17 protein-coding genes are annotated in these 14689 nt (G+C 73.5%); 10 read left to right on the top strand and 7 right to left on the bottom strand.

What is annotated here, in order from left to right; translation table 11 throughout:
- Positions 1–67: 67 nt before the first annotated feature.
- The 3 genes from ACIBTV_RS21465 to ACIBTV_RS21455 are packed head-to-tail and all read left to right on the top strand — an operon-like array spanning position 68 to position 3149.
- The gene (locus ACIBTV_RS21465; RefSeq protein ID WP_396707387.1) at positions 68–2623 is read left to right on the top strand and encodes an ATP-dependent Clp protease ATP-binding subunit; all 2556 of its coding nucleotides are present in this window, start codon (positions 68–70) and stop codon (positions 2621–2623) included.
- Entirely contained in the window at positions 2620–2799 is a 180-nt protein-coding gene (locus ACIBTV_RS21460) for a hypothetical protein (protein ID WP_396707385.1), read from the top strand. Before ACIBTV_RS21465 ends, ACIBTV_RS21460 begins: the two co-directional genes overlap by 4 nt.
- On the top strand, positions 2799–3149 hold the full coding sequence (locus ACIBTV_RS21455; protein ID WP_396707383.1) for a DUF3140 domain-containing protein: 351 nt from the start codon (positions 2799–2801) through the stop codon (positions 3147–3149). Before ACIBTV_RS21460 ends, ACIBTV_RS21455 begins: the two co-directional genes overlap by 1 nt.
- A gap of 57 nt (positions 3150–3206) precedes the next feature.
- Here the strand turns inward: ACIBTV_RS21455 and ACIBTV_RS21450 are convergent, their stop codons facing one another.
- The 3 genes from ACIBTV_RS21450 to ACIBTV_RS21440 all read right to left on the bottom strand — a co-directional run bounded on the left by ACIBTV_RS21450 (position 3207) and on the right by ACIBTV_RS21440 (position 5189).
- Complete coding sequence (locus tag ACIBTV_RS21450; protein ID WP_396707381.1) at positions 3207–3452, bottom strand: hypothetical protein; 246 nt, start codon at positions 3450–3452, stop codon at positions 3207–3209.
- Between the two features lie 19 nt (positions 3453–3471).
- Positions 3472–4479 carry a LysR family transcriptional regulator gene (locus tag ACIBTV_RS21445; RefSeq protein WP_396707379.1) on the bottom strand — a complete coding sequence of 336 codons (1008 nt, stop codon included), beginning with the start codon at positions 4477–4479 and terminating at the stop codon, positions 3472–3474.
- Between the two features lie 110 nt (positions 4480–4589).
- Positions 4590–5189, bottom strand: coding sequence for a hemerythrin domain-containing protein (locus tag ACIBTV_RS21440; RefSeq protein ID WP_396707377.1), 600 nt, complete (start codon positions 5187–5189; stop codon positions 4590–4592).
- 190 nt (positions 5190–5379) lie between these two features.
- Between ACIBTV_RS21440 and ACIBTV_RS21435 the strand changes: the two genes are divergently transcribed.
- Both ACIBTV_RS21435 and ACIBTV_RS21430 read left to right on the top strand, forming a co-directional pair.
- On the top strand, positions 5380–6708 hold the full coding sequence (locus ACIBTV_RS21435) for a M20/M25/M40 family metallo-hydrolase (RefSeq protein WP_396707375.1): 1329 nt from the start codon (positions 5380–5382) through the stop codon (positions 6706–6708).
- Positions 6709–6767: 59 nt separating this feature from the next.
- Entirely contained in the window at positions 6768–7421 is a 654-nt protein-coding gene (locus ACIBTV_RS21430; RefSeq protein WP_396707373.1) for a hypothetical protein, read from the top strand.
- A 76-nt stretch (positions 7422–7497) separates the two neighbouring features.
- On the opposite strand, the gene ACIBTV_RS21425 is transcribed toward ACIBTV_RS21430, so the two are convergent.
- The 3 genes from ACIBTV_RS21425 to ACIBTV_RS21415 form a co-directional block, all read right to left on the bottom strand.
- Positions 7498–7689: a DUF5703 family protein gene (locus ACIBTV_RS21425; protein ID WP_039906151.1), complete on the bottom strand. Its 192-nt coding sequence runs from the start codon at positions 7687–7689 to the stop codon at positions 7498–7500.
- 145 nt (positions 7690–7834) lie between these two features.
- Complete coding sequence (locus tag ACIBTV_RS21420) at positions 7835–8704, bottom strand: SseB family protein (protein ID WP_396707372.1); 870 nt, start codon at positions 8702–8704, stop codon at positions 7835–7837.
- Entirely contained in the window at positions 8701–9120 is a 420-nt protein-coding gene (locus tag ACIBTV_RS21415; RefSeq protein WP_396707371.1) for a YbaB/EbfC family nucleoid-associated protein, read from the bottom strand. Before ACIBTV_RS21415 ends, ACIBTV_RS21420 begins: the two co-directional genes overlap by 4 nt.
- 93 nt (positions 9121–9213) lie before the next feature.
- Between ACIBTV_RS21415 and ACIBTV_RS21410 the strand changes: the two genes are divergently transcribed.
- The 3 genes from ACIBTV_RS21410 to ACIBTV_RS21400 are packed head-to-tail and all read left to right on the top strand — an operon-like array spanning position 9214 to position 11535.
- Complete coding sequence (locus ACIBTV_RS21410) at positions 9214–9546, top strand: hypothetical protein (protein ID WP_396707370.1); 333 nt, start codon at positions 9214–9216, stop codon at positions 9544–9546.
- Entirely contained in the window at positions 9543–10607 is a 1065-nt protein-coding gene (locus ACIBTV_RS21405) for a WXG100 family type VII secretion target (RefSeq protein ID WP_396707368.1), read from the top strand. The genes ACIBTV_RS21410 and ACIBTV_RS21405 overlap by 4 nt, the downstream gene beginning before the upstream one ends.
- Positions 10608–10626: 19 nt before the next feature.
- Complete coding sequence (locus ACIBTV_RS21400; protein ID WP_396707367.1) at positions 10627–11535, top strand: hypothetical protein; 909 nt, start codon at positions 10627–10629, stop codon at positions 11533–11535.
- A 95-nt stretch (positions 11536–11630) separates the two neighbouring features.
- On the opposite strand, the gene ACIBTV_RS21395 is transcribed toward ACIBTV_RS21400, so the two are convergent.
- Entirely contained in the window at positions 11631–12602 is a 972-nt protein-coding gene (locus tag ACIBTV_RS21395; protein ID WP_396707366.1) for an aldo/keto reductase, read from the bottom strand.
- 176 nt (positions 12603–12778) lie between these two features.
- Between ACIBTV_RS21395 and ACIBTV_RS21390 the strand changes: the two genes are divergently transcribed.
- The gene (locus ACIBTV_RS21390) at positions 12779–13831 is read left to right on the top strand and encodes an LLM class F420-dependent oxidoreductase (RefSeq protein WP_396707364.1); all 1053 of its coding nucleotides are present in this window, start codon (positions 12779–12781) and stop codon (positions 13829–13831) included.
- Positions 13828–14664 (top strand): undecaprenyl-diphosphate phosphatase, encoded by an 837-nt coding sequence (locus ACIBTV_RS21385; RefSeq protein ID WP_396707362.1) that lies wholly within the window; start codon positions 13828–13830, stop codon positions 14662–14664. Before ACIBTV_RS21390 ends, ACIBTV_RS21385 begins: the two co-directional genes overlap by 4 nt.
- Positions 14665–14689: the final 25 nt, after the last annotated feature.

Genomic DNA, 14689 nt, shown 5'->3' with positions numbered 1-14689 from the left:
GGTGGCGTTTGTCGGGCCGACCGCCGGGTAGCCCCTGCCGACCGTGCCGCCGACTGCGGAGGACAGCATGATGGGACCCGGCGACTTCGGCACCGACCCCTGGGACGAGTTCCTGGCCCGGTACTTCGGCCGGGGTGAGGGCGGGCGCCGGCCGGCGCACCGGGTCGACATCACCCGGCTGATGACCGCCGACGCGCGGGAGATGCTCGCCGACGCGGCCCGGCGCGCGGCCCAGAAGCAGAGCAACGACCTGGACACCGACCACCTGCTCTGGGCGGCATTGCAGCGCGAGCCGCTGCGTGACCTGGTCCGGCGCGCCGGGGCCGACCCGGACACCCTGCTCAACGCGCTGGGCGGCAAGGGCGACGGCGCGCCGCGCGGGGAGGTGCCGCCGAATCTGTCGCTCACCCCGGCGGCGAAGCGGGCCCTGCTCGACGCCCACCAGCTCTCCCGGGCGATGGGCGCGAACTACATCGGCCCCGAGCACATCCTGATGGCGCTGCCGCTGAACCCGGAGTCGCCGGCCGGTCGGATGCTCGCGGCGGGCCGCATCCAACCGGAGTCGCTGCAGGCCGCCAACGCCGAGCGGGGCCCGATGACCGGCCCCCGGCCCGACCGCGGCACGCCGACCCTCGACCAGTACGGCCAGGACCTCACCGACCTCGCCCGCAACGACCAGATCGACCCGGTGATCGGGCGAGCCGACGAGATCGAGCAGGCGGTGGAGATCCTCTCCCGGCGGACGAAGAACAACCCGGTGCTCATCGGCGAGGCCGGTGTCGGCAAGACCGCGATCGTGGAGGGGCTGGCGGAGCGGATCTGTGACGGCGACGTGCCGCAGACCCTGCTCGGCAAGCGGGTCGTCCAGCTCGACCTCGCCGGCCTGGTCGCCGGCACCCGCTACCGGGGTGACTTCGAGGAACGGCTGAAGAAGGTGATCGACGAGATCCGGGCCCACCGCGACGAGCTGATCATCTTCCTGGACGAGATCCACACCCTCGTCGGCGCCGGTGGGGCCGGCAGCGAGGGGGGCATGGACGCGTCCAACATGCTCAAGCCCGCGCTGGCCCGCGGTGAGCTGCGGGTGATCGGCGCGACCACGCTCGACGAGTACCGCAAGAGCATCGAGAAGGACGCGGCGCTGGCCCGCCGGTTCCAGCCGGTGCTGGTGCCGGAGCCGGGCGTCGACGACACCATCGCCATCCTGCGCGGCCTGCGCGACCGGTACGAGGCGCACCACCAGGTGCGCTTCACCGACGAGGCGTTGATCGCCGCGGCCGAGCTGTCCGACCGGTACATCACCGACCGGTACCTGCCGGACAAGGCCATCGACCTGATCGACCAGGCCGGCGCCCGGGTGCGGCTGCGGACCCGCACCCCCGACGCCGACGTGCGCGACCTGGAGCGCCAGCTCGACGAGGTCCGCCGCGACAAGGAGCAGGCCGTCGCCGACGAGAAGTACGAGCGGGCGTCCGACCTGCGCGACCGGATCAGCGAACTGGAGCAGCAGATCCGGCGGGCGCACGGGGAGGACGGGACCGGCTCGCAGGTGCCCGAGGTCGGGCCGCAGGAGATCGCCGAGGTGGTCTCCCGCGCCACCGGCATCCCGGTCGCCCAGCTCACCGAGGAGGAGCGGGACCGCCTGCTGCGGCTGGAGGGGCACCTGCACGAGCGGGTGGTCGGTCAGGACGACGCGGTCTCCGCGGTCGCCGAGGCGGTACGCCGCTCCCGCACCGGCCTCGCCGACCCGAACCGGCCGATGGGCAGCTTCCTGTTCCTCGGCCCCACCGGTGTCGGCAAGACCGAGTTGGCGCGGGCTCTCGCGGAGGCGCTGTTCGGCGAGTCGGACCGGATGGTCCGGGTGGACATGAGCGAGTTCCAGGAGCGGCACACGGTCAGCCGGCTCGTCGGTGCGCCTCCGGGGTACGTCGGCTACGAGGAGGCGGGACAGCTGACCGAGGCCGTCCGTCGCCGCCCGTACGCGGTGGTGCTGCTGGACGAGATCGAGAAGGCGCACCCGGACGTGTTCAACATCCTGCTCCAGGTGCTCGACGACGGGCGCCTCACCGACAGTCAGGGCCGGACGGTGAACTTCAAGAACACCGTACTGATCATGACGAGCAATCTCGGCTCCGAGCTGATCACCGGCGCGCAGCGCTCGGTGGGCTTCGGCGCCGGCGAGCCGGGCAGCGCCCAGGAGAGCGACGACCTGCGGGAACGGCTCATGCGCCGGCTCCAGGAGAACTTCCGCCCGGAGTTCCTCAACCGCATCGACGAGGTGATCATCTTCCGTCGGCTGGAGGCCGCGCAGCTGCGCCAGATCACCGAGCTGCTGCTGGAGGACACCCGGCGACGGCTGCACGCCCAGGACATCGAGGTGACCTTCACGACCGCCGGCATCGACTGGCTCGCCGAGCACGGCTATCAGCCGGAGTTCGGCGCCCGCCCGCTGCGCCGCGTGATCCAGCGCGAGGTGGACAACCGGCTGTCCCGGATGCTGCTGGAGTCGCAGGTCTCGCCCGGGCAGCGGGTCACCGTGGACGCTCGGGACGGGGAGCTGACCATCGACGTGGGCGCCGGTGAGCGTGGCTACAGCGCCGCCACGACGACGCACCCGCGATGAGCGGGCCGGAGGAGCACCGCGAACCGGGGAAGTCGCCGGAGGACGAGCACGTCGAACCCATCCATGCCCGACCGACGGCCAACCCGTCGCGCGTACGGATGCCGGCGGACGGTCCGCGCAAGAAGCACGAGGGGGACCCGGAGGAGTCCGGGCCGCCACCCGGAGAGGAGAGCTGATGGCACGCGAGCAGCGACTCGATCCCGAGGTGGAGGTGCTCTGGGAGGACTTCCACGCCCAGGTCAACGTCCCGTCCGCGCAGCTGCGGCAGTGGCTGCTGACGCGGGGCTCCGGCGAGGAGGCGTTCGGCGCGGACCCGGATCTCGGCCTGCCCGAGCCGGGCCGGCAGATCCTCCAGGTGCTGACGAAGCGCAAGGTGGACATCACGCCGGAGGACATCGAGGTGATGCGGGAGGCGATCGACCGCATCCAGTCCCTGGTGGACGCCCGGCCGCCGCGCGGAAACGCCGACGACGAGTGGCGCCACTCCCTGCTCGACCTGGGCCACGACATCCTCATCGAACGCTGACCCACCCACCCACCCACCCGCGCGCGGCCTCACCGGGTCCAGGGTGGGTGGGTGGGGTTACTGGCCCTGGTCGGGTTCGAGGCTGCCGATGGTCAGGCCGGCGGCGTCGGCGGCCGTCGCCCGGTCGTTGCGCAGCTGCTCCTCCCGGGTGAGCAGGTTCGCGTACTCGGTGATCTCGGCGGGACCGGGCACGTCGGGGAGCCGGCGGAGGAACGCCTCCACGTCCTGGGCGGCGGCGGAGTGGGCCGCGGCGGCCCGGCGCAGCAGCTGACGGTCGTCGGAGGCGTTGTTCGGGTCGGTCATGGGGCGGTGATACCCGGCGTCACGCCGTTCGCACCCCGCCGGTGCCGCCGACCGGGCCGGCCGTCGCCGGCCGGCGCACCCCGAACGCGGGATTGCGGGTCAACCAGGTGAGGTAGTCCGGGTGCGCGGCCAGAGAATCGGTGTACGCCGCCTTCGCCGTCTCCAGCACCAGCTCGGCGACCCGGGCGGCGGGGGAGTCGGGGTGCCAGCCGAACATCAGCCGCCAGCGCAGCGGCACGCCGGCCAACCGCCGGGTGACCAGGCCGGCCACCGGACGGAACGTGGCCTGGCACAGCGCGACCGCCGCGCCGGCGTCCACCAGGTCCATGCAGGCGCGGATGTCGGCCTCGTACACCTTGCGGGGGGTGAAACCGGCCCGGGCGCAGGCGGCGGCAAAGCAGTCGCCGAAGCACCCGTCGCCCGGCGCGGCGACCCATTGCTCGTGGCGCAGGTCGACGAGGCGTACCTCCTCCTGGCCGGCCAGCGGGTGGGTCTCCGGCAGCAGCACGAGCACCGGGTCGACGGCGACCTCCCGCCAGCTGAGCCCGGACGCCGCCGACGGGCTCGAATCGCCGCAGACCCCGGTCAGCACGAAGTCCAGCCGCCCGCCGACGACCAGTTGCGCCAACTCGTCCACCGACCACGACGCGTACGTGGTGATCTGCGCCTGCGGCTGCTCGGCGGCGAGCCGGTGCACGAGCCGACCGAGGATCGGGCTGTTGACTCCGCCGAAGCGGTAGCGGCGCGGCGCGTCGGCGGCGCCGGCCAGCCGGGCCGCCTCGTCCTGCAACCCCTTCATCGCCGGCAGCAGCACCCGGGCTCGGGCGAGCACCAGCTCACCGAGCGCGGTCGGCCGGGCGCCGCGGCGGTCCCGCTCGAAGAGCGGGCCGCCGAGCGTCCGTTCGATCCGCTGGAGCTGGGCGGTGAGCGCCGGCTGGGCCAGGCCGAGGGTGGAGGCCGCCTTGGTGACGCTGCCGGTCTCGGCGATCGCGCAGACCACCCGCAGGTGTCGCAGCTCCAGATTCATACGGTGACGGTAGGACCACAGCCGGACCTGCGGAAGGGCCTGGATGGATCGGTGACGGTGGATGACCGGTGCCGCGCGACCTGCGCGGACCGCACCCGCCGTCGCGCCCGTCAGCCGCGCGGCGGCTCCGGCAGGTCCGCGAGGTACGTCGGACGACCGGTCACCACGTCCCGGACCTTGTCGACGACACCCACGACCGGCTCCACCACCCGGTTCCAGGGTGGGGTGGCCGGGGTGCCCGGGTGCGGACGCGTCGGTGCCGCCTCCTCGGCGATCTCCAGCCGGTTACCGAGGCGGATCAGCTCCTCCTCGGTGGCCACCGCGCGCAGCTCCCGGACCAGCGCGCCCACCCCGTCGACGTGGCGGCGGACCCGCTGCGCCACCTCCGCCAGCCCGTCCTCGGTCAGCGCCTGCAACGCGGTGAGCAGGGCGGCGTCGGCGTCGATCTCCCGCTCCACCCGGTCGGTCGCGTCGGGCAGCGCCGAGCGGACAGCCGGCAACAGGTACTGCTCCTCGCCGGAGAGGTGCCGCGACAGCGCGGCGGTCAGCACCGGCAGGCCCTCGGCGGGCACCGCGTCCGGGCCGGTGAGCTGCGCGACCAGCTCCAGCAGCTGCCGGTGCTCCCGGTCGACGATGTCGGCGACGCTGCGCCCGCCGGGCCGGTAGCCCTCGTCGGGGACCGGAGGCAGCGGCGGCAGGGGGACGGTCATGGTTGCCCTCCTCGCGCGGGGGCGGTGCGGGGACGTTCGGTCGCGGGCGGCTCTACCCGGGCGGGCACGCCGCGAAACCGTCCGCTGGTCGGGACGCGCGGGCGGCGGGGCGACGCCGCACCGCGGCGCGGCCGACGCGGGCCGGACGGTCGAGGCCGGTGGGCGCGGGCGGTGCTGGTATGAAGAAGCGATGACGAGCGACGCCGCCCCCGCCCGACCCGATCCCACCGACGAGGTCGTCGACCTCTGCCGCGACCTGCTCCGGATCGACACGACCAACACCGGCGACAACGACACCAGCGCGGGGGAGCGCCGCGCGGCCGAGTACGTGGCGGAGAAGCTCGCCGAGGTCGGCATCGCCGCCGAGATCCACGAGTCCGCGCCGGGCCGGGCCAACGTGATCGCCCGGATCGCCGGCACCGACCCGAGCCGGGGCGCTCTGCTGGTGCACGGTCACCTCGACGTCGTCCCCGCCGACGCCGACGAGTGGTCGGTGCACCCGTTCTCCGGTGAGCTCCGCGACGGCTACCTGTGGGGTCGCGGCGCCATCGACATGAAGGACTTCGACGCGATGGTGCTCGCGGTGGTGCGGCACTGGCAGCGCACCGGCGTCCGCCCCGCCCGCGACATCGTGCTGGCCTACACCGCCGACGAGGAGGCGGGCAGCGACTACGGCGCCCACTTCCTGGTGCAGCGGCACCGGGACCTCTTCGACGGCTGCACCGAGGCGATCGGGGAGGTCGGCGGCTTCTCCTACTCCATCAACGACTCGCAGCGCCTCTACCTGATCGAGACGGCCGAGAAGGGCCTCGACTGGCTGCGCCTGCACGCCAAGGGCCGCCCCGGGCACGGCTCGATGGTGCACGACGACAACGCGGTCACCGCGCTCGCCGAGGCGGTGGCCCGCATCGGCCGGCACCGCTTCCCGGTGGTGGTCACCCCGACCGTGCGGGCGTTCCTGGATGAGGTCTCCGACCTGCTCGGCGTCGCGCTCGACCCGGACGACCCGGAGACCGCGATCGCCAAGCTCGGCCCGATCGCCAACCTCATCGGCGCGACGATCCGCAACACCGCCAACCCGACACGGCTGGCCGCCGGCTACAAGGACAACGTCATCCCCGGCCGGGCCACCGCCACCATCGACTGCCGCAGCCTGCCCGGCCAGTCGGAGCTGCTCGAACAGCAGCTGCGCGAGCTGGTCGGCCCGGACATCGCGATCGAGTACATCCAGCGGCAGCCGGCGCTGGAGACCACCTTCGACGGCGACCTGGTCGACGCGATGTCGGCCGCGCTGCGCGCCGAGGACCCGGGGGCGCGCCCGGTGCCGTACATGCTCTCCGGCGGCACCGACGCCAAGGCGTTCTCCCAGATGGGCGTACGCTGCTTCGGATTCGCCCCGCTGCGGCTGCCGCCCGACCTGAACTTCTCCGCGTTGTTCCACGGCATCGACGAGCGCGTTCCGGTCGACGGGCTACAGTTCGGCGTGCGGGTTCTGGACCGGTTCCTCCGCACCTGCTAGCCCGTGTCCGTTAGCCGCACCCGGCGCGGAACCTCCCCATCGTGAAGGGACACCCTCCCATGACCGACCAGCACGGTGAGCTGGACGCCGCCCTCGAGCGGGTGATCGAGGCGGCCCGCCGGCACCTCACCGCCGTACGTGCCGCGCAGGGCCGCATCGACGACGACGACGTCTGGCAGGCGTACGTGGCGTTGAACAACGCCTCCTACGCGTACGACGAGCAACTCCTCGACGCCTTCGGCGAGGTCACCCCGTGGGACGTCGACTCGATCGACCCCGACGAGGCCGACGAGCGCTTCGGTGGCGGCGAGGGCGTCGAGGCCACCGACCCGCACCCGCGGGTCATCTCGGTGCGCCAGCGCCGGGACTACCGGGTTCCCAGCGTCTCGGCGCTGATCCGGGTCGCCGAGATCGCCCGCCGCGAGGGCACCCCGGAGGACGACGAGCCGGCGCCCGTGGAGGGCGTGGGCGAGGCGGTGCTGGAGCTGCTGCAGAACGGGGACGGTTCGCTCAGCGCGCTCGACGTTCCCGAGTTGGAGCCGCTCGACGGCGTGGTCATGGTCAGCGAGGTCGGCACGCCCGTCGACCTGGAGTCGTTCGACGACGACGACCCGGCGGGGCCCTTCCAGCCCGCCGCCGACGACCGGCTCATCGGCCGCCTCGACGAGCACCCGTTCCTCGACCTCGACGAGGAGCACGACCACGCCCACTAGGGCGCGACGCCCCGGGGCCCGGCCGATCCGGCCCGGCCCCGGGGGCACGGCCTCCGGCGTACGCCGGGCGGGCCGCTCAGTACGACAGGCCCGGCTGCGGCTGGTTGACCCGCCGGCGGCGCAGCATCACCTGCCGCGTCCCGTCGCGGAACAGCCGCACCCGGGCCAACTCCCATCCGGAGAACTCCGCCTGGATCGCCAGCTGCGCCGCGGCGGTCAACCGGTCGACGTTCGGCGGCAACCGCAGCGGCGCGTATTCGTAGTCCATGGCCCTATGCTGCCCAGCTCGGCGGCCGTTTGCCACCCCCGGCGGGGTGACCGACGCCGCCGTCGCGGTGGTTCGTGCCACCCTGGGGCCGGCCGGTCGATTCCGCGCCGCGTCCGTTCCGCCCGGCGACGGTGGGCGGCGCCCGTCAGCCGGTCGGGGAGTTGGCCACGATCAGGGCCGCCAGGGCCGGCGCGGACAGGGCCACCGCGCGCGGGCTGCCCGGGTCCACCGCCAGCCCCCACGACGGGTCCGGCCAGTCCTCGAAGAGCTCGGCGCAGGGCAGCGCGACGAACGGCACCCCGTCCCCGGCGAAGGCGGTGAGCGCGGCCGGCGACGTGAACACCGGCAGCAGGTGCCCGCCGGTCGCGTCGGCGACGACCGTCCACGGGAAGTCGCCGCCCGGCGTCGGCTCGCCCGCCAGGGGGACGCACACCGTGGCCCCGGCCAGCACCCCGAGGTAGCCGGGCAGGTCCCGCCGGTCGGCGGCCGCGTCGAGGAGCTCCACCACTGTCGGGTCGGCCGACCCGACGGCGCCCCCGGGCACCCCGGTCGCCGGCGCGACCGGTCCCGCGCCGCCGCCGGGCGCGCCGGTCGCCGGCTCGGCGGCCGTGGCGTGGCGCGGCCCCGGCACGGCCGCTATGACGCCCGGGTCTGCCCGGTGCGCCCCGCCCGCGGCCGAAGCGCCGGCCGCCGGCACCGGTCGGCAGGAGAGCGTGCCCGGGTCGTCGGTCAGCACCTCGGCGGCCGTACGGGCGACCAGAACACTCAGCGGCTCCAGCCGCTGCGGGGTGCGCGGTGTCTCGTACCACCACTGCGCCCCGCCGACCGGACGGTGCCAGCCGAGCGCGGCCAGGCGTGCCTCGTCGTAGCCCGGGCAGACCACCCGGATGACGTCGCGGCGCACCAGCAGCCGCATCCTCCGCGCCCCGGTGGACAGCTCCAGGTCGGTGTCCCGGTCACAGCGGGCGAGCGTGTCCCGCAGCCGCGTGACGATCTCCGGCCAGGTCGGTGTCATGCCGGCGAGCCCGGCAGGCGGCCGTCGAGGCGCCCCAGCCGGCCGATGGTCTCCTCCAGACGGCCCAGGGCCGAGAAGTCGCCGGGCTTGCCGAACAGCTCGCCCAGCCCCGCCCCGAGGGTGGCGTCCAGCCCTTCGGTGCGCTCCTCGACCTGCTCCGTCGCGGTCGCCCGGGCCCGCCCGTACGCCTCCAGCACCAGCTCGGCCAGCGCCTCGGTGCCGGCGCGCAGCGCGGCCGGCGCGAAGGTGACGCCGGTGAGGGCGCCGGTGGCGTCCACCGTCGCGGACACCAGCCCGCTCTCGTCGGACGCCGTGGCGGACAGTTCGGTCAGATCGTCGCGCAGCCCCGCGAACCGGCGTTCGATGTCGGCGATCCGCCCGGCGAGCGCGTCGAACGCGGACATCGGATCAGTCATGAGGTCCCTCCCCCGTGGACGGTGGACCGGGGTGGTGCCCGGTGGCCGGGGAATCGTATCGTCGGAGCGCCGGACACACGGGGGAGGAACGGCATGCCATCGGACATCGAGGTCGACGAGCAGGCGGTCCGCCGGCTGGAGGCCGCCGCGAAGCAGGTGACCAGCACGCTCACCGCGCTGGAGGCGCAGCTCACCGCCGCCGGTGACGTGCCGTCGGACGCCTTCGGTCACCTGCCGTTCGCCAGCGACATGCTCCGCGCCAAGTACGCCGAGCAGGTCACCGGCGGGACGGATCTGTTCCGCGCCGCGCAGGCCGCGTTCGGCCGGGTCGCCTCGGCGCTGTCCGACACCGTCGACGCCTACGAGCGCAACGAGCAGGACATCGACGCCGGCTTCAAGGCGATCCAGTCGGGGATGGGCCGGTGAGCGGGCCCGCCGGCAGCGCCGTCCAACTCTGGAACGGCCTCGACAACGCGCTCTCCGGCGTGGAGGCCGCGGTCGACAGCGTCTGCCGCACCCTCGCCTGGCCGCTGATCCAACTGGTCGACATGGTCGACGGGGAGCCGGCCGCCCTGCAGGCCAAGGCCGTCGAGTGGGACGCGCTCGCCACGAAGGTGCGCGAGCTGGCACAGAACCACCGCGGCACCCGCGAGGCCGCCCAGGTGGGGTGGCGGTCACCGGCCGGCGAGGCGTACGGGCGGCGGCTCGACGAGGTCGAGCAGCAGCTGATGGAGGTCGCCGACCAGTTCGCGGCGACGGCGGAGTACCTGCGCAACGTCGCCGAGGCCCTCCAGGTCACCCACGACGTCCTCGTCGACCTGTGCGTCGAGTTCGTCAACTGGCTGCTCGTCACGCTGGTCACCGCCCTGTTGATGGCGCCGTTCACGATGGGGGCGTCCTGGGCGACCGGCGTGGCCATGTCCGTGACCCGCGGCATGATCACGGTGACCCGGGCGCTCGGGCAGTTCATCCGGCCACTCGCCATGCACCTGCAGAAGGTCATCCGACTGCTGCAGAAGGTGCTCCACCACCTGCACCGCCTGCGCAGCCACCTCGACAAGCTGGTCGACAAGCAGCGGGCGCTGCGTCGCGGCATGAAGTCCGTCAACAAGCGGCGCGCCGCCGGCAAGGCCGACAAGTGGTACCACAAGGTCACCGACCCGGCCAAGGGCACCTTCAAGCTGGGCAAGTCCGGTTCGCCGTTCGACATGGGCACCCTCGACCGGGCCGCCGCCCTGCGCGCGCACGGCCTCACCGACGGCGCCCGGGTCATCGCCCGGGACTGGGCGACCAACCTGCCGTGGAACGTGCCGAACTCGGTCGTCCACGGTGTCACCTGGGGCTCGGTGGCCCTCGTCAGTGGCCTGTCGGTGCCGGGCTCCGACCTGGTCAGCGACCAGGTCGGCCAGGCGGTGCAGGACGGCGCCGACTGGATCGACCAGAATGTCTTCGGGCAGCCGCCCTCCGAGCAGCCCGCGGGTCGTTGACCGGTCGAGGAGGTAACGCGTGACGTCTGGGGAGCGGAGTCGGCTGGGCCGGTTCGCCGACGCGGTGGTCGGTGGCGCGCGCGCCGCGCGCGACAAGGCCCGCGAACTCCGCGAGGAGCTGCGCGGCAACGACGAGCCGGAGCGGGCGCTCGTCGCGCCGCTGCTGCCGGGTCAGGAGCTGCGCTACGCCGGCGTCATTCCGATCCGTACGCCGGAGACGCATCGGGCGGGCAGCCAGCTCGCCGACCAGGTTGCCGGTGAGCTGGCCGACTCGCTCGACCCGCGGCTGCTGTTCGGTCTGCTCAACATCGTCAACCCGGTGGCCTGGGTCGAGGCGGTGATGACACCCGTGCGGATGGCCGCCGGCGTGCTGCTGCTGCCCGGCAAGGCCGCGGCCGTGGCCGCCGGCGCCGGCGACGAACCGGCACCGCTGTCGGTCCCGCCGCACCTGCCGGCGCAGCGGGAGCCGATCCCGCTGACCGAGGAGCAGGAGGCGTTCCGCGCCCTGTTCCGGCTCAGTCTCTACCGGCCGCTGGCCGACCAGCTCGCCGAGATCGCCTACCGGCGTCGCTACGTCTTCAGCGGCGACCTCGCCAGCCTCGCCGGCAGCCTCCTGCTGTTCCTGGAGCGCTACACCGGGACGCCGCTCGCGGTAACGGACACCCACCTCTACCTGCTGCGGATGGGGTTGCGCCCGCCGCCGGACAAGCCCGACCGGCGGCAGCCGAGGATCCTGTGGAGCGTGGAGCGCAGCCGGGTGGCCCGCATCGACTCCGAGCACGGCAACGCGCGGTTGGTGCAGTTCCCGTCCACCATCGTCTTCGACGACGGCTCGTGGATCCGGGTGGTCCACCCGACGATCCGCGACGACCACTACCGTTTCCTGGCCGCGATCCGGGAGATCCCGGGCCGTCGGCCGACCGTCTGACCTGACCGCTGGCCGGCTCGGCCCCCCGGGGCCGGCTCTGTCGCGTCGGCCGCCGGCCCGCCGCGTCGCCTCCGGAGCCGGTCGGCCCCGGAGAGTCAGCTGTCGCGTTCGGGGTAGCCGACCGGCACCGCCGACACGTCGTCCAACGCGGTGGTGATCTCCTCCGGCAGGGTCATCCGCTCCACCTGCAACGCGCCCAGCAGCTGACCGACCGTGCGGGCGCCCAGGATCGGGGCGGTCACGCCGGGCCGGTCGCGGATCCACGCCAGCGCCACCTCCAGCGGGGAGACGCCGAGCCCGCCCGCGGCCGTGGCCACCGCCTCGACGATGCTGGAGCAGCGCGGCTCCAGGTACGTGGCGACGAAGCGCTCGAAGTGCGGCGACGCGGCCCGCGAGTCCGCGGGCCGGCCGTGCCGGTACTTGCCAGTGAGCACCCCGCGCCCGAGCGGCGACCACGGCAGCACGCCCAGACCGAGCGCGTCGCAGGCGGGCAGCACCTCCCGCTCCACGCCCCGCTCCAGCAGCGAGTACTCCACCTGGGCGGCCACCACCGGCGCCCGACCCGGCCAGGCGGTCTGCCAGGCGGCGGCACGGGCGGTCTGCCAGCCGGAGAAGTTCGACACACCGACGTACCGGACCCGACCGCTGGCCACCGCGTGGTCGAGCGCGGCGAGGGTCTCCTCCAGCGGCGTGTCCGGGTCGTACCCGTGCACCTGGAACAGGTCGACGTGGTCGGTGCCGAGCCGGCGCAGCGAGGCGTCCAACGTACGCAGCAGGTGGCCCCGCGAGTTGTCGCGGCGCCGGCCGTTGCCCGGCCGGAGCCCCGCCTTCGTGGCGATCAGCAGCTCGTCGCGGGGCACGAGGGTGCCGAGCAGCGACCCGATCACCGACTCGGCGTCACCGTCGCCGTAGACGTCGGCCGTGTCGATCAGGTTGCCGCCCGCGTCGAGGTAACTCTTCAGCTGGGCGGCCGCATCGTCGGCGTCGGTGTCCCGTCCCCAGGTCATGGTGCCGAGCGCGAGCCGCGAAACCGCCAGCCCGCTTCGGCCGAGCGGTCGCTGTTGCATGGGTGAACCTTATTTCGAACCCGCCGCAACCGATATCCTCGCTCCCGTCATGTCTGGACTTCTGCCGGTTCTCCGTGCGGCCGGGCCCGCTCGGCGCCGTCGGTGAGCCGGTGATCGAGCGCACAGCCGCCATTGCGTAACCTGATGCGACCTGTGGTGCGGATGGGGGAGGACCAGTGCGACTCGGGCTCAGCCTCGGCTACCAGACGGCGTGGAGTAAACCCGCCGATCATCTGGCGCTGGCTCAGGAAGCGGATCGGCTCGGCTATTCGGTGGTGTGGGCTGCGGAGGCGTACGGCTCCGATTCGCCCAGCATGCTCGCCTGGATCGCGGGCCAGACGGAGCGGATCGACGTGGGCAGCGCGGTGATGCAGATCCCCGGCCGCACCCCGGCGATGACCGCGATGACGGCGGCGACGATCGACGCGCTGTCCGACGGTCGGTTCCGGCTCGGCCTCGGGGTGTCCGGCCCGCAGGTCTCGGAGGGCTGGCACGGCGTGCGCTTCGGCAAGCCCCTGGCCCGTACGCGGGAGTTCGTGGACATCGTGAAGCTGGCGATCTCCCGCAAGGAGGTCGCGTACGACGGCGAGTTCTACACCCTGCCGCTGCCCGACGGGCCGGGCAAGGCGCTGCGGCTCGGTTTCCACCCGCCGCGCGAGCACATCCCGATCTACCTGGCCGCCGTCGGCCCGAAGAACCTCGAACTGGCCGGTGAGATCGCCGACGGCTGGCTCGCCGTCTTCTACGCCCCGGAGTTCGCCCAGGAGCAGCTCGACTCGGTGCGCGCCGGGCGCGCCCGGGCCGGCAAGGAGCTGGCCGGTTTCGACGTGGTGCCGTCGGTGCCGGTGGTGGTCGGCGACGACGTGGCCTCCTGCGCCGAGCTGGTCCGCTGGTACGCCGCGCTCTACGTCGGCGGGATGGGCAGCCGCCAGCAGAACTTCTACAACCAGCTCGCCACCCGGATGGGCTACGGTGACGCCGCCCGCGAGGTGCAGGACCTCTACCTGGCCAAGCGGCAGCGCGACGCGGCCGCGGCGGTGCCGATGGAGTTCATCGACCGCACCTCGCTGCTCGGCCCGAAGGAGCGCATCGCCGAGCGGATGCGGGAGTACGCCGCCGCGGGCGTCACCACCCTGTCGGTGACCCTGTTCGTGGCGGACCGGGACAGCGGCGTGCAGACCCTGCGTACCGTCGCCGAGGCCCTCGAGCTCTCCGGAGTGGGCGAGTGACCTGGATCGAGGCCATCGTCCTGGGCCTGGTCCAGGGGCTCACGGAATTCCTGCCGATCAGCTCGTCGGGGCACCTGCGCATCACCTCGGCGATCTTCTTCGGCCGGGACGCGGGCGCGTCGTTCACCGCGGTGACCCAGCTGGGCACCGAGGCGGCGGTGCTCATCTACTTCGCGAAGGACATCTGGCGGATCACCCGCATCTGGGTGGTGGGCCTGTGGGACCGCTCGGTGCGCAGCAGCCTGGACTACCGGATGGGCTGGTACGTCATCGTCGGCACCATCCCCATCGGCATCTTCGGCTTCCTGTTCAAGGACCAGATCCGCACCGCCGGCCGCAACCTCTGGCTGGTGGCCACGACGCTGATCGTGTTCGCGTTCGTGCTCGCCTTCGCCGAGTACTGGGGCCGGCAGACCCGCACCCTGGAGAACTTCCGGATGCGCGACGGCATCGTCATGGGCTTCGCCCAGGCCATGGCGCTGATCCCCGGCGTGTCCCGCTCCGGCGGGACGCTCACCGCCGGCCTGCTGCTGAACCTCACCCGCGAGACGGCCGCGCGGTACTCGTTCCTGCTGGCCATCCCGGCGGTGGTGCTCTCCGGCGTGTTCAGCCTCGGCGACGTCTTCGAGCCGGCGGCGCCCGGCACGGCGGCCCCGACCGTCGCCATGCTGGTCGTGGCCACGATCATCGCCTTCGGCGTCGGGTACGCGGCCATCGCCTGGCTGCTGCGTTACGTCGCGCACCACACCCTGTACGTCTTCGTGCTCTACCGGGTCGCGCTGGGCACGCTGGTCCTGGCCCTGCTCATGACCGGCACGATCAGCGCCACCTGACCGTCGCCGAACATGCCGCTGGCCG

The organism is Micromonospora sp. NPDC049366 (assembly GCF_044466625.1).
Taxonomy (GTDB): domain Bacteria; phylum Actinomycetota; class Actinomycetes; order Mycobacteriales; family Micromonosporaceae; genus Micromonospora.
Note: the sequence above shows the minus strand (reverse complement) of the source record. Positions and strands in the feature narration are given on the sequence as shown.

Bases quoted from the DNA above. Each gene is read 5' to 3' on its own strand.
- ACIBTV_RS21415 (WP_396707371.1), bottom strand. From the start codon at position 9,120: ATGACTGATCCGATGTCCGCGTTCGACGCGCTCGCCGGGCGGATCGCC.
- ACIBTV_RS21465 (WP_396707387.1), top strand. From the start codon at position 68: ATGATGGGACCCGGCGACTTCGGCACCGACCCCTGGGACGAGTTCCTG.
- ACIBTV_RS21435 (WP_396707375.1), top strand. From the start codon at position 5,380: ATGACGAGCGACGCCGCCCCCGCCCGACCCGATCCCACCGACGAGGTC.
- ACIBTV_RS21425 (WP_039906151.1), bottom strand. From the start codon at position 7,689: ATGGACTACGAATACGCGCCGCTGCGGTTGCCGCCGAACGTCGACCGG.
- ACIBTV_RS21460 (WP_396707385.1), top strand. From the start codon at position 2,620: ATGAGCGGGCCGGAGGAGCACCGCGAACCGGGGAAGTCGCCGGAGGAC.
- ACIBTV_RS21430 (WP_396707373.1), top strand. From the start codon at position 6,768: ATGACCGACCAGCACGGTGAGCTGGACGCCGCCCTCGAGCGGGTGATC.
- ACIBTV_RS21445 (WP_396707379.1), bottom strand. From the start codon at position 4,479: ATGAATCTGGAGCTGCGACACCTGCGGGTGGTCTGCGCGATCGCCGAG.
- ACIBTV_RS21450 (WP_396707381.1), bottom strand. From the start codon at position 3,452: ATGACCGACCCGAACAACGCCTCCGACGACCGTCAGCTGCTGCGCCGG.
- ACIBTV_RS21455 (WP_396707383.1), top strand. From the start codon at position 2,799: ATGGCACGCGAGCAGCGACTCGATCCCGAGGTGGAGGTGCTCTGGGAG.
- ACIBTV_RS21410 (WP_396707370.1), top strand. From the start codon at position 9,214: ATGCCATCGGACATCGAGGTCGACGAGCAGGCGGTCCGCCGGCTGGAG.
- ACIBTV_RS21420 (WP_396707372.1), bottom strand. From the start codon at position 8,704: ATGACACCGACCTGGCCGGAGATCGTCACGCGGCTGCGGGACACGCTC.
- ACIBTV_RS21440 (WP_396707377.1), bottom strand. From the start codon at position 5,189: ATGACCGTCCCCCTGCCGCCGCTGCCTCCGGTCCCCGACGAGGGCTAC.
- ACIBTV_RS21395 (WP_396707366.1), bottom strand. From the start codon at position 12,602: ATGCAACAGCGACCGCTCGGCCGAAGCGGGCTGGCGGTTTCGCGGCTC.